Genomic DNA, 25,438 nt, shown 5'->3' with positions numbered 1-25,438 from the left:
CACCCTGCCCGGGCTCCTGCTGGCCACCGGACAGTTCCTCCCCGTCACCGACATCCACCGCCTGGCCCGCACCTCCAGCCTCACCCGCCTGGTCATGAACACCGACGGCGAAGTCCTCGACGTCGGACGCAAAGCCCGCCAAGCCACCAGAAGACAACGCCGGGCCATCCTCGCCCGCTACACCAAATGCATGGTCGACGACTGCGCCCTGCCCGCCCACCTCTGCCAGATCGACCACGTCATGAACTGGTCGGACGGAGGAGCAACCGACCTGCGCAACCTCGGGCCCACCTGCCAGTTCCACAACCGCGACCGCTACCGCAACCCCCAGAACTACCGGCTCCACCGGGTGGGCAAAGACCGATGGGGATTCACCTACATCGGCCCAAGAGCCCAACGCCTACAAGCCGGATAACACCACCGCGCGCGCAAGGGGCCCGTGGGGTTCCACCACGTCGGCCCCGTCCGATGCCTGCGGGCCGGGTGACACCACCGGCCCGATAAGGACTGATAGGGATCGACCTGCGTCGGCCCCCGAGCAGGGCCCCTACGGGCAGGGTGAGATCACCAGGCAGCCCGGTATGGGTTCCACTACGCAGGTCCCGCCCGATGCGTGCAGGCCGACATCACCGCGCGCAAGGGGCCGGTGGGGGTTCCACCACGTCGACCCCGCCCGATGCGTGCCGACAGGGTGACATCACCGGCCCGGCAAGGACCAGTGGAGATCCCCTACATCGGCCCCGCTCCAGAGGTCACCATGACCGGTGGGACCAAGCACGACGTCCCGCATGACCAACACCTGCCGCGAGACCTCCGGCACCACCGGAGATCAAGCAAGCGCGCCTGACCTCCAGCAACACCGAGGGCGCAGGACGATCACCGGCAGCACCGAGGGGCCGACGGCTGGCCCCCAGCAACACCAAGGGCGGGCGGCTGGCCTCCAGCACCACTCCCACGAGCAGGCTCACCGGGTCCGACATGACGAGCGGACTGACCCTCGGCGCCGGACACAAAACGCGGTCGATGTTCAAAGCACGTCAGTGGCGGATGGTGTGCACAATGCAGGCGGGCCCCGGCGAACCGCATCCATATTCAAAGCGACGCGCATTCAAGCAACCCCGCAGTGGACGGCGTCCATACATGCGCCAAGCGGACGGCGTCCGCACTCAAAGCAACTCCGCACTGGACGGCATCCACGCACCTCCCGATAGACGGCGTCCGCGTTCAAGACCCGCCCCCGGGCATCCAGCGTTCGCCCAGGCACGCCAGGAGCGGACAGTGTCCGCGTTCAAGACCCACCCCTGGGCGTACAGCGTTCAGCCCCGGCACGCCAGGAGCGGACAGTGTCCGCATTCAAGACCCACCCCCGGGCGTACAGCGCTCAGCCCCGGCACGCCAGAGGCGGACAGTGTCACCGTTCAAGGCAGTCTGCGCGATGGACGGCGCCTCGGCCAGGTCCCGCCGCGCCGTCCAACGATCCACCTGCGGGGCGCCTCGCCGACGCGGGCCGAGTCTCGAAGGCAAGGGATCTCCTGACGGCCCAAGGGGTGAGCCCAAACGGACCTTTGAGGGCTGGCGACGGGGGCGGGGAGAAAGGCCCAGGAGGCAATGTGGGAAACAGACAGAACAGGAGTAACAGCCGCAACAAAAAGCCCGATTTCGAGATATCTCCCTATCACCTCTCCCTTGTCAGGACGAGACGAAGCTATCCATCGACTCCTATAGATTGTCGTAAATGTTGTCTTTTGTCCGCATTTAGGGAGGGCCGCGTGGCTCTTTGGCCCATGCGTCGCCGGGTGCTCTGCATCGGTGCCGCGGCGCTGGTGACCGCGCTCACGGCTTCCGCCTGCGGGGGCGGCGGTAGCGGGAGCGGCAGCGGAGGCGGCACCGCGGGCGGTGTCCGGCTCGTCAACGCCGGAAAGCTCACCACCTGCACCCACCTGCAGTACGAGCCCTTCCAGTTCAACCAGGGCTCCAAGGTCGTCGGCTTCGACGTGGACGTCATCGACCTCGTCGCCAAGAAGCTGGGCGTGAAGCAGGACGTCATCGACATCGACTTCGCGGCGATCAAGAGCGGTGCCGTGCTCAACGCGGGCCGGTGCGACCTCGCCGCGGCCGGCATGACGATCAACGACGAGCGCAGGAAGAACATCGAGTTCTCCGTGCCGTACTTCGACGCGACGCAGGCGCTGCTGGCGAAGAAGGGCAGCGGGATCACCTCGCTCGGCGACGTGAAGGCCCGGAACCTCAAGCTCGGCGCGCAGGCCTCGACGACGGGCCTGCAGTACGTCACGGGCAAGGGGTACGAGCCGATCGAGTTCGCCGACTCGGCCAAGGAGCTGCTCGGTCTGGAGACCGGCCAGGCCGACGTGATCGTGCAGGACCTCCCCGTCGTGCTGACGTGGCTGAAGAAGCCCGAGATCCGTGCGAAGTACGAGGTGGTCGCCGGGCTCGACACCGGCGAGCACTACGGCATCGGCATGAAGAAGGGCAACACCGCGCTGTCCAAGGTTGTCGACGAGGTGATCGAGCAGGCCCGGGCGGACGGCACGTACAACGCCATCTACAAGAAGTGGTTCGGCGCCGAGCCGAGCCGGGTCGCTGCGTCGTGACCGGGCACAGCGCTCCCCTCGCCTCGCGCCGGGGATGGAGTCCCCGGGACAGGCGGCGGCTCTCCAGGGGCGGCCAGTACGTCCTGCTGGCCGCCGTCGCCGCCGCGCTCGTCTACCTCGCCGACTGGGGCGCGATCCGGCAGTCGTTCCTCAACACCCAGGTTGCGGCCGACGGCCTGCCCCGGTTGTTCAGCGCCGCCCTGAAGAACACGATGATCTACACCGCCAGCGGGTACGTCGTCGGGTTCGCCCTCGGCATGCTGCTGGCGCTGATGCGGCAGTCCTCGGTCGCTCCGTACCGGTGGATCGCCTCGACGTACATCGAGATCTTCCGCGGCCTCCCGGCATTGGTGATCTTCCTGATGATCGGCAGCCTGCCGCTGGCGTTCCCGGGGTTCCAGGTCCCGGGCGGCGTGTACGGCCAGGCCGCGCTCGGCCTCGGGCTCGTCTCCGCCGCGTATATGGCGGAGACGTTCCGCGCGGGGCTGCAGGCGGTGCCGAAGGGGCAGATGGAGGCGGCCCGCTCGCTCGGCATGACGCACACGCGGGCGATGTTGTCGATCGTGATCCCGCAGGCGGTCCGCATCGTGATCCCGCCGCTCACGAACGAGCTGGTCCTGCTGTTCAAGGACTCGTCTCTGGTGCTGTTCCTCGGGGTGACGGCGGCCCAGGTGGAGCTGGCCAAGTTCGGCAACGACCAGGCGTCGACCTTCGCCAGCCCGACGCCGATCCTGGTGTCCGGCCTCACCTATCTGCTGATCACCATCCCGTTGGGGTACGTCGCGCGCCGCCTGGAGCAGCGCCAGGGAACGGCCCGATGAGCGGCATCCGGCACGGTGACAGGCCCGGTGTCCACAGACACCGTGCCCACAGACACGGCGACGACCACAGACATGGGGCCCTCAGGCGCGCTGGGCGGCCGGTGAGCACGGAGGGCGCCAGACGTGATGAGCACAGCGGTCCGCGCGGCGGACGGGGAGCGGTGAGCGGCGCATGAGCACCGTCGAGATCAGGAACCTGCGCAAGTCCTTCGGGGAGCTGGAGGTGCTCAAAGGCATCGACTTCACCGTGGAGGCGGGGCAGGTCGTCTGCGTGATCGGCCCCTCGGGGTCGGGCAAGTCGACGCTGCTGCGGTGCGTGAACCTGCTGGAACGGCCCACCTCCGGACAGGTCGTGGTGGACGGCACGGAGATCACCGACCCGGACGTGGACATCGACGCGGTGCGCCGCCGTCTGGGCATGGTGTTCCAGCAGTTCAACCTCTTCTCGCACCTCACGGTGCTGCGGAACGTCACGATCGCCCAGGAGCGGGTGCTCAGGCGCGGCCGGGCCGAGGCCGAGCGGGTAGCCCGGGAGACCCTGGAGAGGGTCGGGCTGAGCGAGAAGGCCGAAGCGTATCCCGCGCAGCTCTCCGGCGGCCAGCAGCAGCGGGTGGCGATCGCCCGCGCCCTGGCCATGAACCCGTCGCTGATGCTGTTCGACGAGCCCACGTCGGCGCTCGACCCGGAGCTGGTCGGCGACGTCCTCGCCGTCATGCGCGAGCTGGCCGGGGACGGCATGACGATGATGGTCGTCACCCACGAGATGGGCTTCGCCCGCGAGGTCGCCGACCGCGTGGTCTTCATGGACCACGGCATGATCGTGGAGGACGGGCCGCCGGAGCAGGTGATCGCCGATCCCCGGCATGCCCGTACCCGCGAGTTCCTCGGCCGGGTGCTCCACCCCGAGGGCTAGCCGGCCCTCCGGACCGGATCACCCCGCCGAGCAGGCGGATCAGCTCGCCGGCGGGCCGACCAGCTCGTCAGCTCGTCAGCTCGTCATACCGGCGAACATGCCGGGCTCGTAGGAACCCCCCTGGTTGCGCACGATCACGCCGAGCCGGTTGGCGGCGTTGATCATGGCGACCAGGTAGACCAGCGCGGCGGTCTGGTCGTCGTCGTAGTGCTCGCGCACCCGGGCCCAGGTCGCGTCGGACACGCCCTGGTGGGCGTCGGCGAGCCGGGTGCCCTCCTCGGCGAGTGCCAGCGCGGCCCGCTCGGCCTCGGTGAACACGATGGACTCGCGCCAGGCGGCGACCAGGTGGAGCCGGACCGCGGTTTCCCCGGCGGCCGCGGCCTCCTTGGTGTGGAGGTCGACGCAGAAGCCGCAGCCGTTGATCTGGCTGGCGCGCAGCATCACCAGCTCCTGGAGGTCCCGGGGCAGCGGCGACTGCTGGATCATCAGGCTGACGTTGGCGAACCGCTTGCCGATCTTGGCGCCGAGTTCGCCGGCCATCAGGTTCATCCGGGGTTCCATGGTTTCGTCCTCACTCGTGGAGAGTCGCGGACCGCGCGGATCGTTCGCGCGGCGTCCTGACGACCATGGAGATGCCGCCGACCCGCTCCCTGTGACAGCACGGTCGTGTGACGTGCGCCACCGGTCGCGGGTGTCACAAAGCGGCGCGAACGACGCCGGCTCCAGGCATCCGCCGTTCAGACACGCCGTTCAGACACGCCCTTCAGGCATCCGACGTCCAGGCATCCGACGTTCAGGCATCCGTCGTCGAGGTGTCGCCGTCGGCGGCGGAGGTGGCGGCCCGCACGTCGGCGTGGGCGGCCGGGACGCTGCCCAGCCGGCCGGCCTGGTAGTCCTCCATCGCCGTGATGATCTCCGCCTTGGTGTTCATGACGAAGGGCCCGTAGGCGACGACCGGCTCCCGGATCGGCAGGCCGCCGAGGACGAACACGTCCATGCCGCCGGTACGCGAGTCCTGGCGCGCGTCCGCCGCGACGGTGATCGTGTCGCCCGCCCCGTAGACGGCGAGCTGCCCGGCGGTGATCGGCCGCCGCTCGGCACCGACGGTGCCGTCGCCGGCGAGGACGTAGACCAGCGCGTTGAAGTCGGCCCGCCACGGGAGCGTCAGCGACGCGCCCGGCGAGACGGTGGCGTGCACGAGGGTGATCGGCGTGTACGTCGATCCGGGCCCGGCGTGCCCACCCACCTCTCCGGCGATGACGCGGACCAGGGCGCCGCCGTCGTCGGAGCTGAGCAGGGCCACCTTGGACGAGGTGATGTCCTGGTAGCGGGGCTCGGCGAACTTCCGGGCGCGCGGCAGGTTCACCCAGAGCTGGAGGCCGTGGAACAGGCCGCCGCTGGCGACGAGGTACTCGGGCGGGGTCTCGATGTGCAGGATGCCGGATCCGGCGGTCATCCACTGGGTGTCGCCGCCGCCGATGAGGCCGCCCCCGCCGTGGGAGTCGGAGTGCTGCATCTCCCCGTCGATCATGTACGTGACGGTCTCGAAGCCGCGGTGCGGGTGCCAGGGCGTGCCCTTGGGCTCTCCGGGGGCGTACTCGACCTCGCCCATCTGATCCATGTGGATGAACGGGTCGAGGGCCCGCACATCCACTCCCGCGAAGGCACGCCGTACGGGGAAGCCCTCGCCTTCGAGGGCGCGGGGCGCGGTGGTCACGGACACGACCGGGCGGTGCGCGTCGGTCAGCGGGTTGGGCAGCGGGACGCGCGGCAGGGCGAGCGGGTTCTCCACGGTGACGGCGGGCATGGTGGCCTTCCTTCCGGTCTCGGAGGGTCGCGGGCGGCGTACGACGCAAGGTCGTTGCGCCGTCAACGACATTCACTCTACCCAATATCGTTTCGCCGTCAACTATTCCCGCTAGGCTGGGCGGCATGGACGAGGTGCGATGGCTCGAAGCGGAGGAGCAGCAGGCGTGGCGCGCCTACCTGGACGGCACCCGGCTGCTGATCCAGGCCCTCGATCGCCAACTGGAGGCGGACGCGGGCATCTCCATGCTCGACTACGAGGTGCTGGTCGTGCTGTCGGAGGCGCCGGACCGGCGGATGCGGATGCGCGACCTCGCCGACGCCGTGTTGTCCACGCGCAGCGGCGCGACCCGGGCGGTGACCCGGCTGGAACGGCTCGGCTGGGTCCGCCGCACCGAGTGCGAGGACGACAGGCGCGGCACCGAGGCCGAGCTCACCGAGGCGGGCGCGGCCAAGCTGGCCGCCACCGCGCCCGGCCACGTCGCCGCCGTCCGCGCCAACATGTTCGACCTGCTCACGCCCGCCGACGTGGCCCGTCTGCGCTCCATCGCCGCAAGGGTGCGCGACCACCTGCTGCGTCCCGCCCCCTGAGCCGCTACTCGCGCTCCGCCTCGGACGCCGGGCCGGTCGGCAGGTCGGCCTGCCAGGCGTCGATCGCGAGGACCCGGCGCATGCCGACCGAGAGGTAGAGATCGAGCGCGGGCGTGACGTTGTTGGAATCCACGTGCAGGATCGTCCCGGCGCGCCCGCGCCGCGCGTCCGCCGCGAACGCGGTACGCAGCAGGAGCCTCCCCAGCCCCCGGCCGCGGAAGCCGGGCAGCACCGCCAGGGTCCGCACGTAGCCGCAGCCCTCGTCGGAGAGGAAGTGGTCGGTCCCCAGCAGCATCGCCGCGGGCTCGCCGTCCACGCGGGCGACCAGGAGCTGACTCCAGTCGTTCGCGGGGGACGCCTCCATGGCGGAGACCCACTCGTCGAACGTCCGGGGCACGAATCCGAAATGCCGGGCGAATCCCTCCTGCTGGATCCGGTGGGCCGTACGGAGCCGCTCCTCGTCGGGCTCGCCGCTCTCCACGGTGACGCCGGAGGGGATCTCGGGCTCCGCGGCGGGCGCCCCGCCGGGGTGGTCGATCCGCATCCGGTGGAAGCTGGTCGCGGGGGCGAGCCCGCGTTCCTGGGCCGCCGCCCGGAGCTCGGCGTCCTCGCGATAGATCCCGATGTCCACCCGGGCGCGGTCGTGCCCGAGGCCGCGGGCGATCTCCACGGCGCGTTCGAGGACCCGGTCCCAGAGCCAGTCGGCCACCGCCGGGACCCGCGCCTGGACGTCGATGTCCACGTTGTCGCTCGTCCCCTTGGGGCAGGCCCACCCCCAGCCCACGAGCCGGTCGCTTTCGTACACCAGCCAGCCGTCGGCGTCGAGGTCCAGCTCGCCGAGCACCTCGGCGACGTCGTCAAGGGTGGCGTCGGGCCTTCCGACGACCTTGGTGTCGTGCTCGGCGACCAGCTCGTGGATCGCCTCCGCGTCGGCCTTCGTGGGCCGTCTGATGTCGTATCCGTTCACCCCGCGGTTGTATCGTCCGCGACTTGGCGGCGGCTTACTCGCGGATTGGCGGCCGGGCGCGGTCAGACGCGCGGTCAGGCGTACAGCTGGGCGTGCGGTCAGGCGTACGGCTGGGTGATGACCTCCATGTTGTGACCGTCGGGGTCGTTGAAGTAGACGCCGCGACCGCCGTACAGGTGGTTGATCTCCCCGGGCTTCTCGTGGTGGGGGTCGGCCCAGAAGTCGAGCCCCCGTTCCCGGATCCGTCCGAAGATGACGTCGAACTCGGACTCGCTGACGATGAAGCAGTAGTGGTTCCGCTGGACCTCGTCGGCGTCCATGTAGTCGAGCGTGACCCCGTTGGCGGTCTGGACGGGCACGAACGGCCCCCACTGCGGGGCCGCGGTGAGCCCGAGGATCCCGGCCAGGAACTCGGCCGACGCGCGCTTGTCCCTGCTGGGCACGATGGTGTGGTTGAGTGCGACGGACATCGAAGGCGCCCTCCTGTCCCGTTTCCGGGGAACCGTCCTGTCGGGAACCGGCGTTCCCTCCCCCTTGGAGACCTTCCCCGCTTCGCCCCTGCTTTGACGGCATTCCCCCACTTTGGGGGCATGTTTCACCTATGGGCGATGAGACGCGTACACCGGCCCCGGACGACACGCCGGGACCGCCGGCCACGATCGCGCGGAGCGGACTGGAGTCCCTGCTGCTGCGGATCCTCACCCGCGTCGAGCGGGCGCTCCTGTACGTGGTCGCGTTCATCCTCCTCGCCATCGCGGGCGGAATCGTGGTCATGACGTTCGCGACGGCGGCCCGGACCTCGGCGAACTGGAGCGACACGACCGTCGCCCTCCTGGAGGAGCTCCTGCTCGTCCTGATCGTCATCGAGATCTTCGTGACGGTGCAGACCCATCTGCGCGGCGGGCACCTCCAGGTCGAGCCCTTCATCATCATCGGCGTCATCGCCGTGGTCCGGCACATCCTCTCGGTCGTCGTACGGCTCAGCGTCACGATGACGGCGGAGCAGGCCCGCGATGAGTTCACGGAGCTGGCCGCCTACGCGGCGGTGACGTTCGTGCTGGTCGCGGCGCTCACCCTCGCCCGCTGGTCGAAACGGGCCGCGCACCACGGCTCCCGGGCTCCCGGACCTCCGGACTCCTGAACCTCCGGGCCACGAGTGAACCTCCGGGCCACGAGCGGCCGCCGACGCCGGCGGGGGCGTCGTCGGCGGCCACCGGCGCACATACCGGGGCAGCGCTCGACAATTCGTGAAGTAGGTAATAAAGTCCTGCTTCATCATGAAGGACGTAAATAAATCCCCCAACGGCTTCCAGCGTGACGCGGACGACCTCCTCTTCGATCCCCGGGCGAGGGAGGCCATGTCGCGCTTCACCGACGGGGCCGACACCCTGGCCCTCGAAGCCGCCGCCGCCATCCGGACCGCCGTACACGCGATCGAGCGGATGCGCTCCCACGGCGCCCAGGGGCGCGGCCTCAGCGCAGGGGCGCTCGACATCCTGATCCGGCTCAGCGGCGCGGTGGAGGGCGGGATCAGCATCGGCGACCTGGCCCAGGCCGGCGGGGTCAGCGCCCGCAACGTCACCGGCCTGGTGGACACCCTCGAACGCGACGGGCTGGCCCGCCGGGTCCCCGATCCCGACGACCGGCGGTCCGTCCTCGCCCGGATCACGCCCGCCGGGCTGGCGTGGATCGAGGCCTTCCGCCGCCCGACCCAGGTCGCCATGGACGCGATCTTCCAGGGGTTCACGGCCGACGACCTCGCCCGGCTTCGGCACCTGTGCCTGCGCCTCGCCGACAACCATCACCGCGTCTCCGAGCACCTCGCCCGCACCACCGGAACGGCCCCCCGTTCCTGACTCCCCCTGCACGAGGCCGTCCTCGCGGACGGCGGATCGGAGCTCCGATGTCCAGTGCCCCCACCCCGACCCGGCAGGCCGTACGCGGCTATCACGAGGCCCGCTTCCGCGGGGACGTGACCGCGGCCGCCGCCCACCTCGCCGAGACGTTCGCCTTCCAGAGCCCGATGCTGCGTTCGGACGCCGCCGGGCACCTGGCCGGCCTTCCCGGCTTCCTCCAGATCGTCACCGGAGTCGACATGATCAGCGAGCTGTACGGCGACTCGGAGGCGACGCTCGTCTACGACGTGCACACGGCCACCCCGGCCGGCACCCAGCGCACGGCCGAACACTTCCGGCTCGACGGCGGCAAGATCACCTCGATCACTCTGATCTTCGACGCGGCGCCCTGGCAGCCGATGAAGGCGATGATCGGCTGACCGCCGCTTCTCGCCCCGCTCGCCCTGCCCCCCTCCGTCGGAGCACGAGCAGGTCGTAGGGCCCGTCCCGATGGACCTCCCGCCGAGGCGAACCGATCGCCTGACTCCGTTCGCCCGGCCGTCGCGGCGGAACTTAGGGTGATCGGCATGGATTACGTACGGCTGGGAAACACGGGACTCAAGGTCAGCAGGATCTGCCTCGGCATGATGAGCTACGGCGACCCCGACAAGTGGGGCGGCTGGGTGCTCCCCCAGGATCAGGCCGAACCCATCGTCCGCAAGGCGGCCGACGGAGGCGTCACCTTCTTCGACACCGCCGACGTCTACTCCCAGGGCGTCAGCGAGGAGGTCACCGGCAACCTGCTCCGCGCGATCTTCCCCCGCCGCGAGGACTACGTCCTCGCCACGAAGGTCTACTTCCCCGTGGGCTCCGCGCAGAACGACCGGGGACTGTCCCGCAAGCACATCCACGCCGCCGTCGACGCCTCGCTGCGCCGCCTCGGCACCGACTACATCGACCTCTACCAGATCCACCGGTGGGACGACGAGACTCCCATCGAAGAGACCATGGAGGCCCTCGACGACGTCGTCCGCGCCGGAAAGGCCCGCTACATCGGCGCCTCCTCCATGTACGCCTGGCAGTTCGCCAAGGCCCAGCACACCGCCGAGCGCAACGGCTGGACCAGGTTCGTGTCGATGCAGAACCACTACAACCTCCTCTACCGGGAGGAGGAGCGGGAGATGATCCCGCTGTGCCTGGACCAGGGCGTCGGCCTGATCCCGTGGAGCCCGCTCGCCCGGGGCCTGCTCGCCCGCGCCGGCGCGCCGGCCGACACCGTGCGCCAGGTCGGGGACGGCGCGCGGCAGGAGCAGCTCTACGGCGGCCCCGGGGACGCGGCGGTCCTGGAGCGGGTGGCCGAGACCGCCCGGGAGCGCGGCGTCTCCCCGGCCTCCCTGGCGCTCGCCTGGCTGATGCGCAGGCCGGGCGTCACCGCGCCGATCGTCGGCGCGACCAAGGACCGGCACGTGGACGACGCCCTCGCCGCGGTGGGCCTGGAGCTCTCCGACAAGGAGATCGCGTACCTGGAGGAGCCGTACCGGACGCGTCCGCTCCAGTTCTGACGGTGATGACGTCCTGACAGCGACGATTGGAGGCGAGCGCCTCCCGCGGCGGGGTCCGCCCCGAGGTCCGACCGTGCCGGAACCAGGCCACGGCCGAGCCCTCCGGGCCGGCCTCGGCCGGCCCCCGCGACGAGGCGGCGGCGAAGATTGTCGGAGCCGCGCCGTACGCTGCTGCCATGGGTCGGTCGAACGATGACGCCGCTGCCGCGATCGAGGAGTACGCGGAGCTGTTCGCGCTGAACGGCGGGGACGCGTTCCGGGTCCGCAGCTACCAGAAGGCGGCGAAGTCGATCGCCGGCTTCCCCGAAGACCTGCGCGAGACGGACGTGCGCAAGATCCCGGGCGTGGGCGAGGCGATCGCGAAGAAGGTCGAGGAGTTCCTCCAGCGGGGCAGCTTCCGCCAGCTCGACGATCTGCGCGCCGTCGTCCCCGAGGGGGTGCGCGAGCTCACGAAGGTCCCCTCGCTCGGGCCGAAGAAGGCGCTGTTCCTGTTCCAGGAGCTCGGCGTCGACTCCCCCGCCGCGCTCGCCGAGGCGATCAGGGGCGGGCGGCTGGCCGGGCTGCGCGGCTTCGGCCCCAAGACCGAGGAGAACCTGCTCAAGGGGGTCGAGCAGCTCGAGCAGTCGTCCCGGCGGGTGCACATCGGCGTCGCCATGGACCTGGCCGAGCGGGTCATCGCGTCGCTGCCCGCCGAGCGCATCGCGTACGCCGGGTCGCTGCGGCGGATGCGCGAGACGATCGGCGACGTGGACATACTCGCGGTCGGCCCGGTCGAGCTGATGGCCACCTTCGCGGCGCAGCCGTACGTCACCGAGGTGATCGCGCGAGGCGACCGCAAGACCTCGGTCCGCACCGACCGCGGCATCCAGGTGGACCTTCGCGTGGTCCCGCCGGAGTCGTGGGGCGCCGCCCTCGTCTACTTCACCGGCTCGAAAGAGCACAACGTCCACATCCGCGAGATAGCGGTGAAGAAGGGGTGGAAGCTCTCCGAGTACGGCCTGTTCGACGGGGAGGACCACGTCATCGCCTCCGAGACCGAGGAGGACATCTATCACGCGCTCGGCATGCAGTGGGTGCCGCCGGCGCTGCGTGAGGACGGCGGCGAGATCAAGGCCGCGCTCGACGGCCGCATCCCGCGGCTGGTCGAGCTCGGCGACATCAAGGGCGACCTGCACACGCACACGAACCTGACCGACGGCATCGCCTCGCTCGACGACATGGTGGCCGCGGCGGCGGCCCGGGGGTACGCGTACTACGCCGTCACCGACCACGCGCCCGAGCTGTTCATGCAGCGGATGACGTTGGAGAAGGCGCTCCGGCAGCGGGAGGAGATCGCCGCGCTGCAGGGGAGATACCCGGGCATGCGGCTGCTGCACGGCACCGAGCTCAACATCGGCCCCGACGGGTCGGTGGACTGGCCGGCCGAGATCCTGGAGGGGTTCGACATCTGCGTCGCGTCCGTCCACTCGCACTTCGGTCAGAGCCGCGAGGACATGACCCGCCGTTTCATCGCGGCGTGCGAGAACCCGAACGTCCACATCATCGGCCATCCGACCACCCGCAAGATCGGAAAGCGGCCGCCGGTGGACGCCGACTGGGACGCGGTGTTCCGGGCGGCGGCGCGCACCGGCACCGCCATGGAGATCGACTCGTTCCCGGACCGGGCCGACCTCCCGTCCGATCTCGTCCGGCTGGCCCGCCATCACGGCGTGAAGTTCTCGATCGACAGCGACTCGCACGCGATCCCGCATCTGGTCAACCAGAGGTTCGGGGTCGGCATCGCCCAGCGGGCCTGGCTGACCTCCGACGACGTGATCAACACCTGGCCGCTGGACCGTCTGTTCGCCTTCCTCGGCCGATAGCCGGTACACCGCTCGACGAGGACCTCCGCCGACAGCCGAGACGGCGCCGCCCGCGGCCCCGGGGCGGGACACGCGTGCCGTCGCGGCCGGCGGCGCCTCGGGCGCCGGCCCTCCCGTGTCGCCCGTTCGTCGCCCGTTCACGGCGATGCTTGCCTCGGTATCACCTCGACGCTGATTCAATGGTTTCCTGGTAGGGAATAGGCAAAAGCGAGGAGGGCGGTCCACATGGATATCGACGACCTGACCGGCGCGTCCGTCTCCAGGGCCCGGGTGCCGCATCCGCGCGAGGAGATCCGCCGCATACCGGACGACACCACTCCCCTTACCGACGGCTCCCCGCCTCACGGCGCGGAGGAGGCGCCCGCCGTGGAGGCGGGGCGGCCGATCGTCAAGCCGTTGCCTCCCGAGCTGTTCGACGTACACGGCTCGTGCGCCGAGATGCGCTGGGAGGCGATGCGCGGGCGGGGCTACCACGTGCCCAACGACCGGTTCTTCGTGCGGAACCACACCTCGACCCCGCTGATCGACGCCGCGACCTGGCGTCTGAGGCTGCACGGCTCGGGCCTGCGCTCCCCACGCGACTTCACGTACGACGAGCTGCGCGCGCTGCCGGCTCGCACGGTGGACGTCGCGATCGAGTGCGCGGGCAACGGCAGGTCCTTCTTCGCCACCCAGCAGGGCCTGCACACCCCCGGCACGGCGTGGCGGCTCGGCGCGATCGGCGTGGCGCGCTGGCGCGGCGTGCCGCTGTCCGCGCTCCTCACGTCGGCCGGGCTCCGCGACGACGCCGTGGACGTCCTGCCCACCGGCCTCGACCCCGAGTACGTCGACAACGGCGTGAACCACGGCCACGTCCGCCGCCCGCTCCCGATCGGCAAGGCCCTGGACGACGTGCTCCTCGCCTACGAGATGAACGGCGAGGCGCTGCCGCCCGACCACGGCTTCCCCGCGCGGCTGGTCGTCCCCGGCTGGACCGGCATCGCCTGGATCAAGTGGGTGGGCGACATCGAGGTGTCCGCCACTCCGCTCGCATCGCCGTGGAGCACCGACCTGTACCGGATGCTGGGCCCCGGCCGGTCAGGGGAGCCGCTGAGCACCCAGGTGGTCAAGAGCGCGTTCGAACTGCCGTGGAACGCGACACTCCAGGCAGGACGCCGGCATGTCCTGCACGGCAGATCGTGGTCGGGGACCGGGCGGATCGTCCGGGTCGAGGTCAGCGTCGACGGGGGGCGGTCGTGGCGGCGCGCCCTCGGCCGGGGCCGCACCCCCGCCTCCGGCTGGACGTCGTGGCACATCGCCTGGTTCCCCCAGGAGCCCGGCCCGTACGTGCTCATGGCCCGGGCCACGGACGAGACGGGCGCCACCCAGCCGATGCGCACGGCGTACAACACACTCGGGTACCTCTACGACGGGATCGTGGGGCATCCGGTCACGGTGACCGGCTGACGGCGTTCGAACGCGACGCGCCTCCCCACCGAGCGCCCGGCTTCGGCGCGGTCCTCGCCCCGGCCGGGCAAAGGTTGCGGATCACCGGCACTAGAAGAGTGCCGAACGGGAATGTCACCACGAGGCCACCTCACCTGCATCAGGAGAGGTCAGGCGCGTCCGACCGGAACAGGTCTCGCTCCGGTGGCCTTTTCCCGGCCCCATGCCGGGGCCACGCGCGGCCCAAATCTCCCCGGAGACGCGCGCGAAACGCGCCGGTAACCCGGCGCGGAGATGATGGTCACACTCCGGAAGCGGCCGGCGATCGTCCGCCACCGGTGCACGGAGGCGAGCAGGGAGGTTGCCGATGCGCCAGCTAACGGCACTTGACGCGCAGTTTCTGAGCGCGGAGTCGCACACGACCGCGTCGCATGTCGCCGGCGTGGCCGTCCTCGATCCGGCGTCCGCCCCGACCGGCGCGGTCACCCGCGAGGGACTGATCAACCTGTTGCGCGAGCGGCTCCACCTCGCCCCTCCCCTGCGGATGCGGCTCGCCGACGTGCCGTTCGCGCTCGACCGGCCGTACTGGGTCGAGGACCCCGACCTGGACCTGCGGCGGCACGTGCACGAGTCCACGCTGGCGGCTCCCGGCGACGACGACCAGCTCGCCGAGCACGTCGCCCGCATCCACGCGCGCCGCCTGGACCGGACCCGGCCGCTGTGGGAGATGCACCTGATCCACGGGCTGCCGGACGGCCGGGTGGCGCTCTACACGAAGGTCCACCACTGCGCCATCGACGGGGTGTCGGGCGCGGAGATCCTCGTCTCGCTGCTGGACCTCTCCCCCGAGCCGCGGCTGGTCGACACTCCTCCGGAGCTCCCGGCCGAGCGCACGCCCGACCAGGTCGCCTTGCTGGCGGGCGCGCTGGCCCGCTCGGTCGTCCACCCGGTCGGGGCGCTGCGGTCGCTCACCCGGGCGGTGGCCGACCTCGACGCGATCCCCGTGGCCTCGGCGCTGCCCGGGGCCCGCCTGATCGCCCGCGCGACGCGGCGGCTCCTCGGCGACGAGCGGCCCCGGCCGGAGCTGCCGCCGCTCGCCGCCCCGCGTACGCCGTTCAACGGGGTCATCTCCGGCGAGCGGAGCTTCGCCTTCGGTTCGATCCCCCTCGGGGAGATCCGGCGGGTCTCCCGCGCCTTCGGGATGAGCGTCAACGACGTCGTCATGACGCTGTGCTCGTCCGCCCTGCGCCGCTGGCTGATCTCCTGCGACGCGCTGCCCGGCCAGCCGCTCATCGCGGCCGTCCCCGTCGCCGTGCGTTCGGCACGCGGGAGCGAGACCATCGGCAACCAGATCTCCGCCATGATCACCCCGCTGGCCACGAACGTCGAGTGCCCGAAGGAGCGGCTGGCGACGGTGCGCTCGGCGATGCTGGCCGCCAAGCGGCGGTTCGCGGTGTCGCCCGCCACCTGGCTCAACGACGTGTGCGCCATGTTCCCCGCGCCGTTCTCGGCGCTGGCGACGCCCGTGCTGTTCCGCCTGGCGGGCATGGTCGGGACCGGCGTGAACCTGATCGTCTCCAACGTTCCCGGCCCGCCGTTCCCGCTCTATCTGTGCGGGGCCAGGGTGTTGTCGTACTACCCGATGTCCGTGCTGACCGACGTCACGGGCGCGCTCAGCATCACCTGCATCTCGTACGACGGGCGGCTGGACTTCGGTGTGGTGGCCTGCCCGGACCGGGTGCCCGACGTGTGGAGCCTGATCGGCCACATCGACGAGGCCATGGAGGAGCTGACCACGCTGGCCAAGCGCGAGAAGGCCGCGGAGCCGGAGGCGGAGGAGCCGGCCGCGCGGGAGCGGTCCTCGGACGCCGAGCCGGAGACGGCCGAACGCCCCCACGCGGAGACCCCCGATCTCGCCGGGCCGGAGGCCATGGAGAAGATCCCCGCCTGACCGCGCCCCCGGGAAGCGCCGGAGGGTGTCAGCCCAGCGCGTGGGCGATCAGCTCGGCGACCGCGTCAGGGTCGATGTGGTGGCCGGTGAGCTGGCAGATGCTCTCCTGGTAGAGCAGGACGGCGGCGAACGTGGCGGCCGCGGCCTCCAGCCGGGCCGCGTCCCCGCGGCCGCCCGGCATGGCGAGCTCCAGGGCGAACCGCGCCCTTTTGATGATCTCCGTGTTCAGCCGGCCCAGCCGTTCCCGCACCGAGCCGTGCGTGTCCGCCTCGCGGAACAGGATCCGCCGCATCGCGGGCGAGGCGTGCAGCGGCAGCCTGCGCGCCAGCCGGGACAGCGCGCCGGCGGCGTCACCCGGTACGGCGGCCGGGTCGCGCGCGGCGGCGGCGTCGGCGTCGTCGGCCTCGTGTTCGGTGACCAGGGTCCGCTCGTCCACCAGCGAGATCAGCACATCGATCTTGCGGGGAAAGTAGTGGAAGAGCAGACCCTTGGGCACCCCGGCCAGCTCCGCGATCCGCGCCGTCGGGGTCGCGTCGTACCCGCCGCCCGAGAACAGTTCCTCGGCCGCGTCGAGAATCCGGGTTCTGGCCGTCTGCCGGTACACGAATCCGACAATAACCACGCGGGATCCTGCGTACCATCCCGCGGCGGACAGTTGACCCTTCGGTCCCCGTCCGCCGCCACCCTCGCCGGTCGTACGGCGAGAAGGCCCGGCCGCGGGGCGCTGTCGCCGCCCGCGGCCGGGCCCGACCTGGGGATGGAGCCCGGGCCACCCGTACGGGCCGCCCGAACCCCTCGGCGACCGGTCACCGGTCACCGAGCCCGGCTCAGTGCTCGGAGGCCTTCTCCGCGCCGACACCGGTCAGCGAGCGGACCTCGATCTCGGCGTACTTGGACGCGTTGTACTCCTTGCTGAGGATCGTCCCGAGGTACCCGGCGAGGAAGCCGACCGGGATCGAGACGATGCCCGGGTTCGACAGCGGGAACCAGTGGAAGTCCACGTCGGGGAACATCGCGGTCGGCGCGCCGGACACCACCGGGGAGAAGACCACGAGCAGCACCGACGTGACCAGGCCGCCGTAGATCGCCGACACCGCGCCGGCGGTGTTGAACCTCTTCCAGAACAGGCTGAAGAGGATCGCCGGCAGGTTGCCCGAGGCCGCCACGGCGAAGGCCAGCGCGACCAGGAAGGCCACGTTGAGCGACTGCGCGAAGATGCTCAGCGCGATCGCGACCGCGCCGATCACGAACGCGGAGATCCGGGCGACCACGACCTCCTGGCGCTCGGTGGCGGTGCCCCGCTTGAACACGTGGGCGTACAGGTCGTGCGCGAAGCTGGACGAGGAGGCGAGGGTCAGGCCGGCGACCACGGCCAGGATCGTGGCGAACGCGACCGCCGCGATGACCGCGAGGAGGATGGTGCCGCCCACCTCGCCGAAGATCTCCCGTCCGATCGCCTCGGCGAGCTGCGGCGCGGCGGTGTTGCCCGCCTTGTCCTGCTCGGTGATCGCCTTGCCGCCGACCAGGGCCGCCGCGCCGAAGCCGAGCACCAGCGTGAGCAGGTAGAACACGCCGATGATGCCGATGCCCCACTGGACGGACTTGCGGGCGTCCTTGGCGGTGGGCACGGTGTAGAAGCGGATCAGGATGTGCGGCAGGCCGGCCGTGCCGAGGACGAGGGCCAGGCCGAGGCTGATCAGGTCGATCTTGCCGGCGATGCCCTGCGCCTCGGTGCCGTACTTCAGGCCGGGCTCGAGGAGCGCGTCGCCCTTGCCGCTCTTCGCCGCCGCCTCGCCGAGCAGGCTGGACAGGTTGAACCCGAACTTGCCGAGCACGAGCAGCGTGATCAGCGTCGCGCCGGTCATGAGCAGGACGGCCTTGACGATCTGCACCCAGGTGGTGCCCTTCATGCCGCCGAAGACCACGTAAACGATCATCAGCAGGCCGACCCCGATGATCGTCCAGATCTTGCCGGCCTCGGAGTGGATGCCGAGCAGCAGGCCGACGAGCGCGCCGGCGCCGACCATCTGGGCGAGCAGGTAGAAGATGCTGACCACGATCGTGGACACGCCCGCGGCCGTGCGGACCGGGCGCGGGCTCATCCGGAAGGCGAGCACGTCGGCCATCGTGAACTTGCCGGAGTTGCGCATCAGCTCGGCGACCAGCAGCAGGGCCACCAGCCAGGCGACGAGGAACCCGATCGAGTAGAGGAACCCGTCGTATCCGGACAGCGCGATGATGCCGGCGATGCCGAGGAACGACGCGGCCGACATGTAGTCGCCGCCGATCGCCAGGCCGTTCTGCAGGCCGCTGAACGAGCGGCCGCCCGCGTAGTAGTCCGCGGCGGTCTTCGTGTTGCGGCTGGCCCAGAACGTGATGCCGAGCGTGCCGGCGACGAAGACGACGAAAAGGATGGTCGAGAGGGTCTCGTGGCTCATGCGGTCGTCTTCTCCTCGACCTCGTGGCGCAGTTCGTCGGCCAGCGGGTCCAGCTTGCCGGCGGCGTGCCGCGAGTAGGCCCAGGCGATCAGGAACGTGGAGACGAACTGCAGGATGCCGAAGACAAGGGCCACGTTGATGTTGCCGAACAGCTTCGTGCCCATGAAGCCACGAGCGAAGCCCGACATGATGACATAAAGCACGTACCAGGCGAGGAACGCGACGGTCATCGGGAAGACCCAGCGCCGGAACCGGCTCCGCAGCTCGCGGAACCGCTCACTCGCCTGTATCTCCTCATAAACGGACGCGTCATGTTGCCGAGTCGTCACACGACCTCCAACGGCTGTGATCTGGATCACGCAGAGCGTAGGAGGAGGCCGCGGCCGTGACGAGACGCCCGCGGCGTCTCTTCGGTGAGCCGCCGCCTCACGGCGGCCAAGCAGGTACGGCGTGCGGCGAATGGTCCCATCAATGCGCCGAGCGGTAGGAAGCCACGCGACGAGAAGCGGCGGAAGGCGGGGGGAGGCGGGGGAACTGCTCCGCGCACGCCGTACGTCACGCCGTACGGAGGAGCCCGGCGGCGCTCGGGTCAGACCGAACGCGGCCGCCAGTCGCCCCGGTCCACGTCGAGGGTCTCGGGGGTGTGCAGCCGGACCATCGTCCTGGCCACGTTCCTCGGCACGCGGGACGGCGTCAGCAGCGAGACCACGATCATGACGGCGAACGAGATCGGCACGCTCCACGCCGCCGGCTGGGCGAGCAGGGCCTCCTTCCAGCCCGAGTACGGCCCGCCGACGATGGTGGCGACCCCCGCGGCGCAGGCCAGCCCGCCGCCGACGAGGAGCCCGGCCAGCGCCCCCACCGTGGTGAGCCGCCGCCACCAGATGCCGAGCACGAGCAGCGGGCAGAACGAGGACGCGGCGACCGCGAACGCCAGCCCCACCACGTCGGCCACCGGCAGGGGCCGCGCCACGCAGGCCAGCACGAACGGCACGGTCACCGCGAGCAGCGTCGACCGCCGGAACGGCCGCACCCCGCCGCCGGTGAGGTCCTGCGCGATCACTCCCGCGACCGACACCGCGAGCCCGGACGACGTGGACAGGAACGCGGCGAACGCCCCCGCCGTCACCAGCGCCGTCAGCAACTCCCCCGCCGTGCCGCCGACCAGCCGCCCCGGCAGGGTGAGGACGACGGCGTCCGTCGCGGGCAGCCCGTAGACCCGGCCGAGGTACCCGTACACGGCGGGCATCAGGTAGAACGCGCCGAGCAGCGTGAGCACCAGCAGCGTGGTGCGCCGGGCGGCCCGGCCGTCCGGGTTGGTGTAGAACCGCACCAACACGTGCGGCAGGCCCATCGTGCCGAGGAACGTCGCCATGATCAGGGAGTACGTCGCGTACACCGGGTGCTCCCGGCCGTGCAGCGGCAGCGCCCAGGGGTCGCCGGGCGGCAGGCCGGGCGAGCCGCCGGACCGCCAGGCGATCAGGATGAAGACCAGCGGCACCGCCAGCGCGGTCAGCTTGATCCAGTACTGGAACGCCTGGACGAACGTGATCGACCGCATGCCGCCGGACAGCACGTTGAGCGCGACCACCACCGCCACGAGCAGGCCGCCCGCCCACGTCGGCGCGCCCGTCACCGTGCGGAAGACCAGCCCGGCACTCTGGAACTGCGGCATGAGGTAGAGCCAGCCGATCAGCACCACGAGCACGCTCGACGCGCGCCGCACCACCATCGACTCCAGCCGCGCCTCGGCGAAGTCCGGCAGCGTGTACGCCCCCGACCTGCGCAGCGGGGCGGACACGAGGACGAGCAGCACGAGATAGCCGCCGGTCCAGCCGACGGGGAGCCACAACATGTCCGCGCCGTAGGTGAGGATCAGCCCGGCCACACCGAGGAACGAGGCGGCCGACAGGTACTCCCCGCCGATCGCCGAGGCGTTCCACAGCGGCGACACGGTGCGCGAGGCGACGTAGAAGTCGGAGGTCGTCCGGGACACCCGGATGCCGAACGCGCCGATCAGGACCGCGGCGAGCAGCACCAGCACCACCGCGGTCACGCCGTACGCGGGGCTCACCGCCGCACCCCGGTCACTCCTGGTCCATCAGTTCGGCGAAGTGGCGCTCGTTCCGCTCCGCCTGCCGTACGTACAGCCAGGCGCCGACGACGAACGCGGGATAGATGAGCCCGGCGAGCACCAGCCAGGGCAGCGGCACGCCGAGCAGCTCGGCCGAGCGCAGCTCCGGGACCAGCAGGAACAGCAGCGGCAGCCCGCCGACCACGCAGCCGAGCACCGTGCAGACGAACAGCGCCAGCCGGAACTGGGTCCGCACCAGCGACACCATGTAGACCTCGCCGAGCCGCGTCTGCTCGTCGATCTCCGTGGTCAGCGGGCGGCGCGGGCGCCGGGCGGCCGCGGTGCGGGGGCTGGTCACGACGACGCGGCGCGGCCGGTCGGCGTCTGCGGCCGACCGGCTCACCCGCAGCAGGTCGGAGATGCGCTTCTCGGTCATCGCGGCCCGGCCTTCCGCGCCCGCCGGACCAGCAGGTCGCGCAGCTCGCGCGTGTGCCGCCGGCTCACGGGGATCTCCGTCTCGCCGATCCGCACCACGCACCGGCCGGAGTCGATGCGCAACTCGTCGATGTGCCGGAGCGCGACCAGGTGGCTGCGGTGGACCCGGACGAACCCGGCGGGCGCCCAGCGCTCCTCGAGCGCGGCGAGCGGGATCCGCACGAGGTGGCTTCCGGTCGCCGTGTGCAGCCGGGCGTAGTCGCCGCGCGCCTCGACGTACCTGACCTCCGTGCTGGTGACGAACCGGGTCACCCCGCCCAGCTCGACCGGGATGGTGTCCGCCTGTGGTCCCGTCTCCGGCTCCGTACGGCTGCCGCACACCCGCCTGATCGCCTCGGCCAGCCGTTCGGGCCGGACCGGCTTGAGGAGGTAGTCCTCGGCCTTCAGCTCGAACGCGTCCACCGCGTGGTCCTCGTACGCGGTCACGAACACGATCTTCGGGGGCCGGGTGAACTGGGCGAGCAGCCGCCCGAGCACCACCCCGTCCAGGCCGCGCATCCGGATGTCGAGGAAGACCGCGTCCACCGGCCGGCCCTCGGCCATCGCCCGGTCCAGCAGCTTCAGCGCCGCCGCCCCGTCGCGGGCGGTCAGCACCTCGCCGATGCGCGGATCCGCCCTGAGCAGGTACGCCACGTCCTCCAGGGCGGGCTGCTCGTCGTCCACCGCCAGGACCCGCAGGCCGGTCACGGGAGCCCTCCTTCACCACACGGAATCCCCTAGAGCGTGTTGAATCAGGACAGCCGAAGTCAACGCCTCACCGGACCGGGATCACAACGATTCGGCCCGCCGCTCCTCCCTCGCAGGGCCGCCCCGCCGCCGGTGCCATCACACCGGCACGACGCTGTCACTCTCGGCGGCTCAGTGGTTCGGCCCGGAAGTCTCTCGGAGGTTGACCGACTGAGGCTGGTCGTGCGTCGGCGTCGGGTGCAGCTCCTCTTCGGGGACGGGCTGCTTGCCGGCGTACTGCTCGGGGTGCGCCGAGCGAGATCGATCCCGAGACGGTGAATCCTTTCGCGGCGTGGGGGCCTCTTATGGGATGACGGTCACGCTGGGAAGGAGATTCGGATGACTGACGTCGTGACGCCGGCTGTGCGGCAGGCACTGTTCACGACCTCGTTCCGGTGGCGAGGGCGCGGACGTGGCTGACCGCGGCTGGGTGAGCACGCGGCTCATCGAGGCCGCACAGGCCGGTGATCGAGAGTCGATCACCGCCGTGGTCCATGGTGCCCATTCTCATGTGCGGCGCTTCGCGGAGCATCTTTGCGCGTCCCCGCAGGATGCTGAGGACGCCGCGCAGGAAGCGCTGATCATCCTCTACCGGAAGATCGGTTCACTCCGCGCTACCGGAGCACTGGCATCGTGGATGTTCCGAATCGTCCGAAATGAGTGCCTGCGCCGGGCTCGACTGCTGTTCGATCGTTATGACGAGGCCGGCGCCGGTCTGGTGACGTCGGCCGAGGAGGAGGTCATCCGGCGTCTGGAAGCCGAGATCGTCGCGCAGGCGATCAGGGAGCTGCCGGACGTTCAGCGCAGAGTGTTGATCATGCGGGACGTCCTGGGCCACCCGGGGCGGGTAGTCGCAGAGAGGCTCGGCCTGAGCAACGCCGCGATGAAGTCCCAGCTACACCGGGCGCGCAGCACGGTACGGCTCGGCCTGAGCAACGCCGCGATGAAGTCCCAGCTACACCGGGCGCGCAGCACGGTACGGCTCGGCCTAAGCGGAAAGACCGACGCCGCGGGCGGCCGCACGACCCCGGAATCCACCGGCGCCTGACCTGAGCAGACCGTATTCCCACAACCCGAGTCGAAGAGGAGTTCCGCCATGCTTGAAACCGGATCACCCGCGCCCGACGTCGTGCTGGAAGACACCGACGGGCAGGCCGTCCACCTGTCCGACTACCAGGGCAATCATGCTGTGCTCATCTACTTCATGCGGTCGACGTCGTGCCCGGTCTGCAACCGGCACGTCCACGACCTCATCCGGCGCCGCGACGAGTTCGCCGCCGACAACGTCCGAGTGCTCGTCGCGGTCCCCGAGGACCGCCAAACGGCGGCCGAGTGGAAGGCCGAGCGTGAGATCCCGTTCCCCGTCCTCACCGGCCGCCACAGCACCCCGCACGAGATGGTCGGCCTGAGCAGAAAGGTCTTCGGCTCGCTGCAGCAGTCAGGCAGCATCCTCATCGATTCCCAGGGCATCATCCGCCAGGCCCACGGCGCCACCATGCCCACCGGTGGCTACCACAGGAAGGCGATCACCGCCGCCGTCCAGGCCCTCCGCACACGTGGGTGATCCACCTCAGGGCGCCGCTTCCAGCAGGAACGGCCGCTTCGAGCGGCTTGCGGGCCGTCTTCGCTCCGAAGGCGGATCGAAGCTGACCGCCACTCCAAGGGCACGCACGAGGGCGCGACGCGGCCTCGCCCTACCGGAGACCGGTGATCAGACCGAGACGCCGGGGTGGTACTTGGGGAGGCGGATGCTCACCTTGGTCCCGGCGTCCCTGCCGGTCTCGACCACGAGGCCGTACTCGTCGCCGTACACCTGCCGGAGGCGCTCGTCCACGTTGGCGAGGCCGACGCCGGTGGCCCGGTCCTCTCCGGACAGGATGCGGCGCAGCCGCTCCGGGTCCATGCCGATGCCGTCGTCCTCGACGCTGATGCCGCACTCGGCGCCCGCGTCCTCGGCCACGATCGAGATCCGGCCCGCGCCCGGCATGCTCTCCAGGCCGTGCCGTACGGCGTTCTCGACCAGCGGTTGCAGGCACAGGAACGGCACGGCGACGGCGAGCACCTCGGGGGCGATGCGCAGCGTGACCTGGAGCTGGTCCCCGAACCGCGCCCGCTCCAGGGTCAGGTAGCGCTCGATCGAGTGCAGCTCCTCGGCGAGGGTGGTGAAATCGCCGTGCCGCCGGAACGAGTACCGGGTGAAGTCGGCGAACTCCAGCAGCAGCTCCCTGGCCCGCTCCGGATCGGTGCGGACGAAGGAGGCGATCGTGGTCAGCGAGTTGTAGATGAAGTGCGGCGAGATCTGCGCGCGCAGCGCCCTGACCTCGGCCTCCATCAGCATGGTGCGGGAGCGGTCCAGCTCGGCCAGCTCAAGCTGCGAGTCCACCCACCGGGCCACCTCCTGCGCCGCCCGGACCAGCCCGGCCGAGGCGTGGTCGCCGTACGCGGCGAGGGTGCCGACGACGCGGTCCTCGGTGGTGAGGGGCACGACCACGGCGTGCCGGACGGGGCACTCCAGCAGGTCGCAGTCCAGCGCGAGCACCTGGGTCGTGCCGTCCTCCAGGGTTTTCGCCGCGTGGCCGAACGCCTCCTTGGCGTGGTGGTCGCCCTCGCCGTCGTAGACGAGCAGCCCCTCGCGGTCGGTGACGGCGATCGCCGGGGAGCCGAGGAGCTCGCGCAGGTGCCGGGACGCCTTGAGCGCGCCGGCCTGCGTCAGACCGGCGCGCAGCGGCGGCGCGGCGAGCGACGCCGTGTGCAGGGTCTCGAACGTCGCGCGCTCCGCCGGGCTGCTGCCCAGCTCGCGCCGGCCGCGCACCACTCCCCACAGCACGACGGACGGCACGCCGATGAGCCCCGCCACCACCAGGACCGCCACAACGGGTTCCACGCCGCGCCCTTTACGTTGTAGATTTCTTGATCGCGGCGCGGATCCGCGCGGCGTACTCCCCGGCCTCGCCGTCGCCGGCGTACTTCACCCGGGGCCAGAAGAAGCCGCGCAGCCCGTCCTTGCGGTTGCGCGGCACGACGTGGGTGTGCAGGTGGGGGACGCTCTGGCTGACCCGGTTGTTGAGCGCGACGAAGGTGCCCGCCGCCCCGAGCCCCTCCTCGACGGCCCTGGCCACCTCCCGCACCCGCTGGAAGTACGGCCCGACGTCGGCCTCCGGGAGGTCCGGCAGCGTCTCGACGTGGACGCGCGGCACGACGAGGACGTGCCCCTTGAACACCGGCCGGGCGTCGAGGAAGCCCACGGCCACCTCGTCGGACAGCACCGTCGCGGCCGGCGTGCGGCCCGCCACGATGGCGCAGAACACGCATTCGTCCACGCGCGTCCCTTCTCACGACTCTCCCGACATCGTGCCACCA

The 25,438-nt window shown here is 71.0% G+C and carries 26 protein-coding genes; 14 read left to right on the top strand and 12 right to left on the bottom strand.

The features are described 5' to 3' along the window. The 4 genes from AWQ70_RS33400 to AWQ70_RS33385 all read left to right on the top strand — a co-directional run. The coding region (locus AWQ70_RS33400) for an HNH endonuclease signature motif containing protein (RefSeq protein WP_084518086.1) at positions 1-415 on the top strand (415 nt) is incomplete at its 5' end. Positions 416-1,769: 1,354 nt separating this feature from the next. After that, positions 1,770-2,612: an ABC transporter substrate-binding protein gene (locus AWQ70_RS33395; protein ID WP_067185462.1), complete on the top strand. Its 843-nt coding sequence runs from the start codon at positions 1,770-1,772 to the stop codon at positions 2,610-2,612. After that, a complete protein-coding gene (locus AWQ70_RS33390; RefSeq protein WP_067185459.1) occupies positions 2,609-3,433 on the top strand; it encodes an amino acid ABC transporter permease in 825 nt (274 codons plus the stop codon). Before AWQ70_RS33395 ends, AWQ70_RS33390 begins: the two co-directional genes overlap by 4 nt. A gap of 172 nt (positions 3,434-3,605) precedes the next feature. Beyond that, entirely contained in the window at positions 3,606-4,346 is a 741-nt protein-coding gene (locus AWQ70_RS33385) for an amino acid ABC transporter ATP-binding protein (RefSeq protein ID WP_067185457.1), read from the top strand. Positions 4,347-4,421: 75 nt separating this feature from the next. Here AWQ70_RS33385 and AWQ70_RS33380 read toward each other — a convergent pair whose 3' ends face one another. Both AWQ70_RS33380 and AWQ70_RS33375 read right to left on the bottom strand, forming a co-directional pair. Further along, the gene (locus AWQ70_RS33380) at positions 4,422-4,907 is read right to left on the bottom strand and encodes a carboxymuconolactone decarboxylase family protein (protein ID WP_067185455.1); all 486 of its coding nucleotides are present in this window, start codon (positions 4,905-4,907) and stop codon (positions 4,422-4,424) included. A gap of 232 nt (positions 4,908-5,139) precedes the next feature. Beyond that, positions 5,140-6,153, bottom strand: coding sequence for a pirin family protein (locus AWQ70_RS33375; RefSeq protein WP_067185453.1), 1,014 nt, complete (start codon positions 6,151-6,153; stop codon positions 5,140-5,142). 125 nt (positions 6,154-6,278) lie between these two features. On the opposite strand from AWQ70_RS33375, the gene AWQ70_RS33370 reads away from it, so the two are divergent. After that, positions 6,279-6,743: a MarR family winged helix-turn-helix transcriptional regulator gene (locus tag AWQ70_RS33370; protein WP_067185450.1), complete on the top strand. Its 465-nt coding sequence runs from the start codon at positions 6,279-6,281 to the stop codon at positions 6,741-6,743. Positions 6,744-6,747: 4 nt separating this feature from the next. Here AWQ70_RS33370 and AWQ70_RS33365 read toward each other — a convergent pair whose 3' ends face one another. Together AWQ70_RS33365 and AWQ70_RS33360 are read right to left on the bottom strand one after the other, a co-directional pair. Then, complete coding sequence (locus tag AWQ70_RS33365) at positions 6,748-7,710, bottom strand: GNAT family N-acetyltransferase (protein WP_067185448.1); 963 nt, start codon at positions 7,708-7,710, stop codon at positions 6,748-6,750. 98 nt (positions 7,711-7,808) lie between these two features. After that, positions 7,809-8,180: a VOC family protein gene (locus AWQ70_RS33360; RefSeq protein WP_067185446.1), complete on the bottom strand. Its 372-nt coding sequence runs from the start codon at positions 8,178-8,180 to the stop codon at positions 7,809-7,811. Positions 8,181-8,311: 131 nt separating this feature from the next. Between AWQ70_RS33360 and AWQ70_RS33355 the strand changes: the two genes are divergently transcribed. From AWQ70_RS33355 to AWQ70_RS33325, 7 genes are all read left to right on the top strand, one after another. After that, entirely contained in the window at positions 8,312-8,851 is a 540-nt protein-coding gene (locus tag AWQ70_RS33355; protein ID WP_067185443.1) for a phosphate-starvation-inducible PsiE family protein, read from the top strand. Between the two features lie 136 nt (positions 8,852-8,987). Beyond that, positions 8,988-9,566, top strand: a complete 579-nt coding sequence (locus tag AWQ70_RS33350; RefSeq protein ID WP_067185441.1) for a MarR family winged helix-turn-helix transcriptional regulator — start codon at positions 8,988-8,990, stop codon at positions 9,564-9,566. A gap of 47 nt (positions 9,567-9,613) precedes the next feature. Then, positions 9,614-9,985, top strand: coding sequence for a nuclear transport factor 2 family protein (locus AWQ70_RS33345; RefSeq protein ID WP_067185438.1), 372 nt, complete (start codon positions 9,614-9,616; stop codon positions 9,983-9,985). Between the two features lie 147 nt (positions 9,986-10,132). Next, complete coding sequence (locus tag AWQ70_RS33340; RefSeq protein WP_067185475.1) at positions 10,133-11,107, top strand: aldo/keto reductase; 975 nt, start codon at positions 10,133-10,135, stop codon at positions 11,105-11,107. 176 nt (positions 11,108-11,283) lie between these two features. Then, entirely contained in the window at positions 11,284-12,969 is a 1,686-nt protein-coding gene (gene polX / locus AWQ70_RS33335; RefSeq protein ID WP_067185435.1) for a DNA polymerase/3'-5' exonuclease PolX, read from the top strand. Positions 12,970-13,194: 225 nt separating this feature from the next. Continuing rightward, entirely contained in the window at positions 13,195-14,415 is a 1,221-nt protein-coding gene (locus tag AWQ70_RS33330) for a sulfite oxidase (RefSeq protein ID WP_084518085.1), read from the top strand. Between the two features lie 346 nt (positions 14,416-14,761). Further along, positions 14,762-16,345 carry a WS/DGAT/MGAT family O-acyltransferase gene (locus tag AWQ70_RS33325; protein WP_067185431.1) on the top strand — a complete coding sequence of 528 codons (1,584 nt, stop codon included), beginning with the start codon at positions 14,762-14,764 and terminating at the stop codon, positions 16,343-16,345. Positions 16,346-16,373: 28 nt separating this feature from the next. Here AWQ70_RS33325 and AWQ70_RS33320 read toward each other — a convergent pair whose 3' ends face one another. The 6 genes from AWQ70_RS33320 to AWQ70_RS33295 all read right to left on the bottom strand — a co-directional run bounded on the left by AWQ70_RS33320 (position 16,374) and on the right by AWQ70_RS33295 (position 22,039). Then, positions 16,374-16,967: a TetR/AcrR family transcriptional regulator gene (locus AWQ70_RS33320; protein WP_084518084.1), complete on the bottom strand. Its 594-nt coding sequence runs from the start codon at positions 16,965-16,967 to the stop codon at positions 16,374-16,376. 205 nt (positions 16,968-17,172) lie between these two features. Next, positions 17,173-18,783 carry a monocarboxylic acid transporter gene (locus AWQ70_RS33315; RefSeq protein ID WP_067185427.1) on the bottom strand — a complete coding sequence of 537 codons (1,611 nt, stop codon included), beginning with the start codon at positions 18,781-18,783 and terminating at the stop codon, positions 17,173-17,175. Then, entirely contained in the window at positions 18,780-19,112 is a 333-nt protein-coding gene (locus tag AWQ70_RS33310; RefSeq protein WP_067185424.1) for a DUF485 domain-containing protein, read from the bottom strand. Before AWQ70_RS33310 ends, AWQ70_RS33315 begins: the two co-directional genes overlap by 4 nt. Before the next feature lie 260 nt (positions 19,113-19,372). Beyond that, complete coding sequence (locus AWQ70_RS33305) at positions 19,373-20,857, bottom strand: sodium/solute symporter (protein WP_067185420.1); 1,485 nt, start codon at positions 20,855-20,857, stop codon at positions 19,373-19,375. A 13-nt stretch (positions 20,858-20,870) separates the two neighbouring features. After that, a complete protein-coding gene (locus AWQ70_RS33300; RefSeq protein ID WP_067185416.1) occupies positions 20,871-21,293 on the bottom strand; it encodes a hypothetical protein in 423 nt (140 codons plus the stop codon). Beyond that, positions 21,290-22,039 carry a LytR/AlgR family response regulator transcription factor gene (locus AWQ70_RS33295; RefSeq protein ID WP_067185412.1) on the bottom strand — a complete coding sequence of 250 codons (750 nt, stop codon included), beginning with the start codon at positions 22,037-22,039 and terminating at the stop codon, positions 21,290-21,292. The genes AWQ70_RS33300 and AWQ70_RS33295 overlap by 4 nt, the downstream gene beginning before the upstream one ends. A gap of 451 nt (positions 22,040-22,490) precedes the next feature. On the opposite strand from AWQ70_RS33295, the gene AWQ70_RS33290 reads away from it, so the two are divergent. Next, positions 22,491-23,126 (top strand): RNA polymerase sigma factor, encoded by a 636-nt coding sequence (locus AWQ70_RS33290; protein WP_067185409.1) that lies wholly within the window; start codon positions 22,491-22,493, stop codon positions 23,124-23,126. Between the two features lie 48 nt (positions 23,127-23,174). Then, positions 23,175-23,642 (top strand): peroxiredoxin family protein, encoded by a 468-nt coding sequence (locus tag AWQ70_RS33285; protein WP_067185404.1) that lies wholly within the window; start codon positions 23,175-23,177, stop codon positions 23,640-23,642. A 147-nt stretch (positions 23,643-23,789) separates the two neighbouring features. On the opposite strand, the gene AWQ70_RS33280 is transcribed toward AWQ70_RS33285, so the two are convergent. Together AWQ70_RS33280 and AWQ70_RS33275 are read right to left on the bottom strand one after the other, a co-directional pair. After that, complete coding sequence (locus AWQ70_RS33280; protein ID WP_084518082.1) at positions 23,790-24,962, bottom strand: sensor histidine kinase; 1,173 nt, start codon at positions 24,960-24,962, stop codon at positions 23,790-23,792. A 10-nt stretch (positions 24,963-24,972) separates the two neighbouring features. Then, positions 24,973-25,398, bottom strand: coding sequence for an HIT family protein (locus AWQ70_RS33275; RefSeq protein ID WP_067185397.1), 426 nt, complete (start codon positions 25,396-25,398; stop codon positions 24,973-24,975). Positions 25,399-25,438 lie beyond the last annotated feature (40 nt).

Origin of the sequence: Microtetraspora niveoalba (assembly GCF_001570405.1) — a bacterium.
In the GTDB taxonomy this organism is placed as follows: domain Bacteria; phylum Actinomycetota; class Actinomycetes; order Streptosporangiales; family Streptosporangiaceae; genus Microtetraspora; species Microtetraspora niveoalba.
The sequence above is the reverse complement of the archived record's forward strand: the minus strand, read 5'-3'. Positions and strand labels throughout refer to the sequence as shown.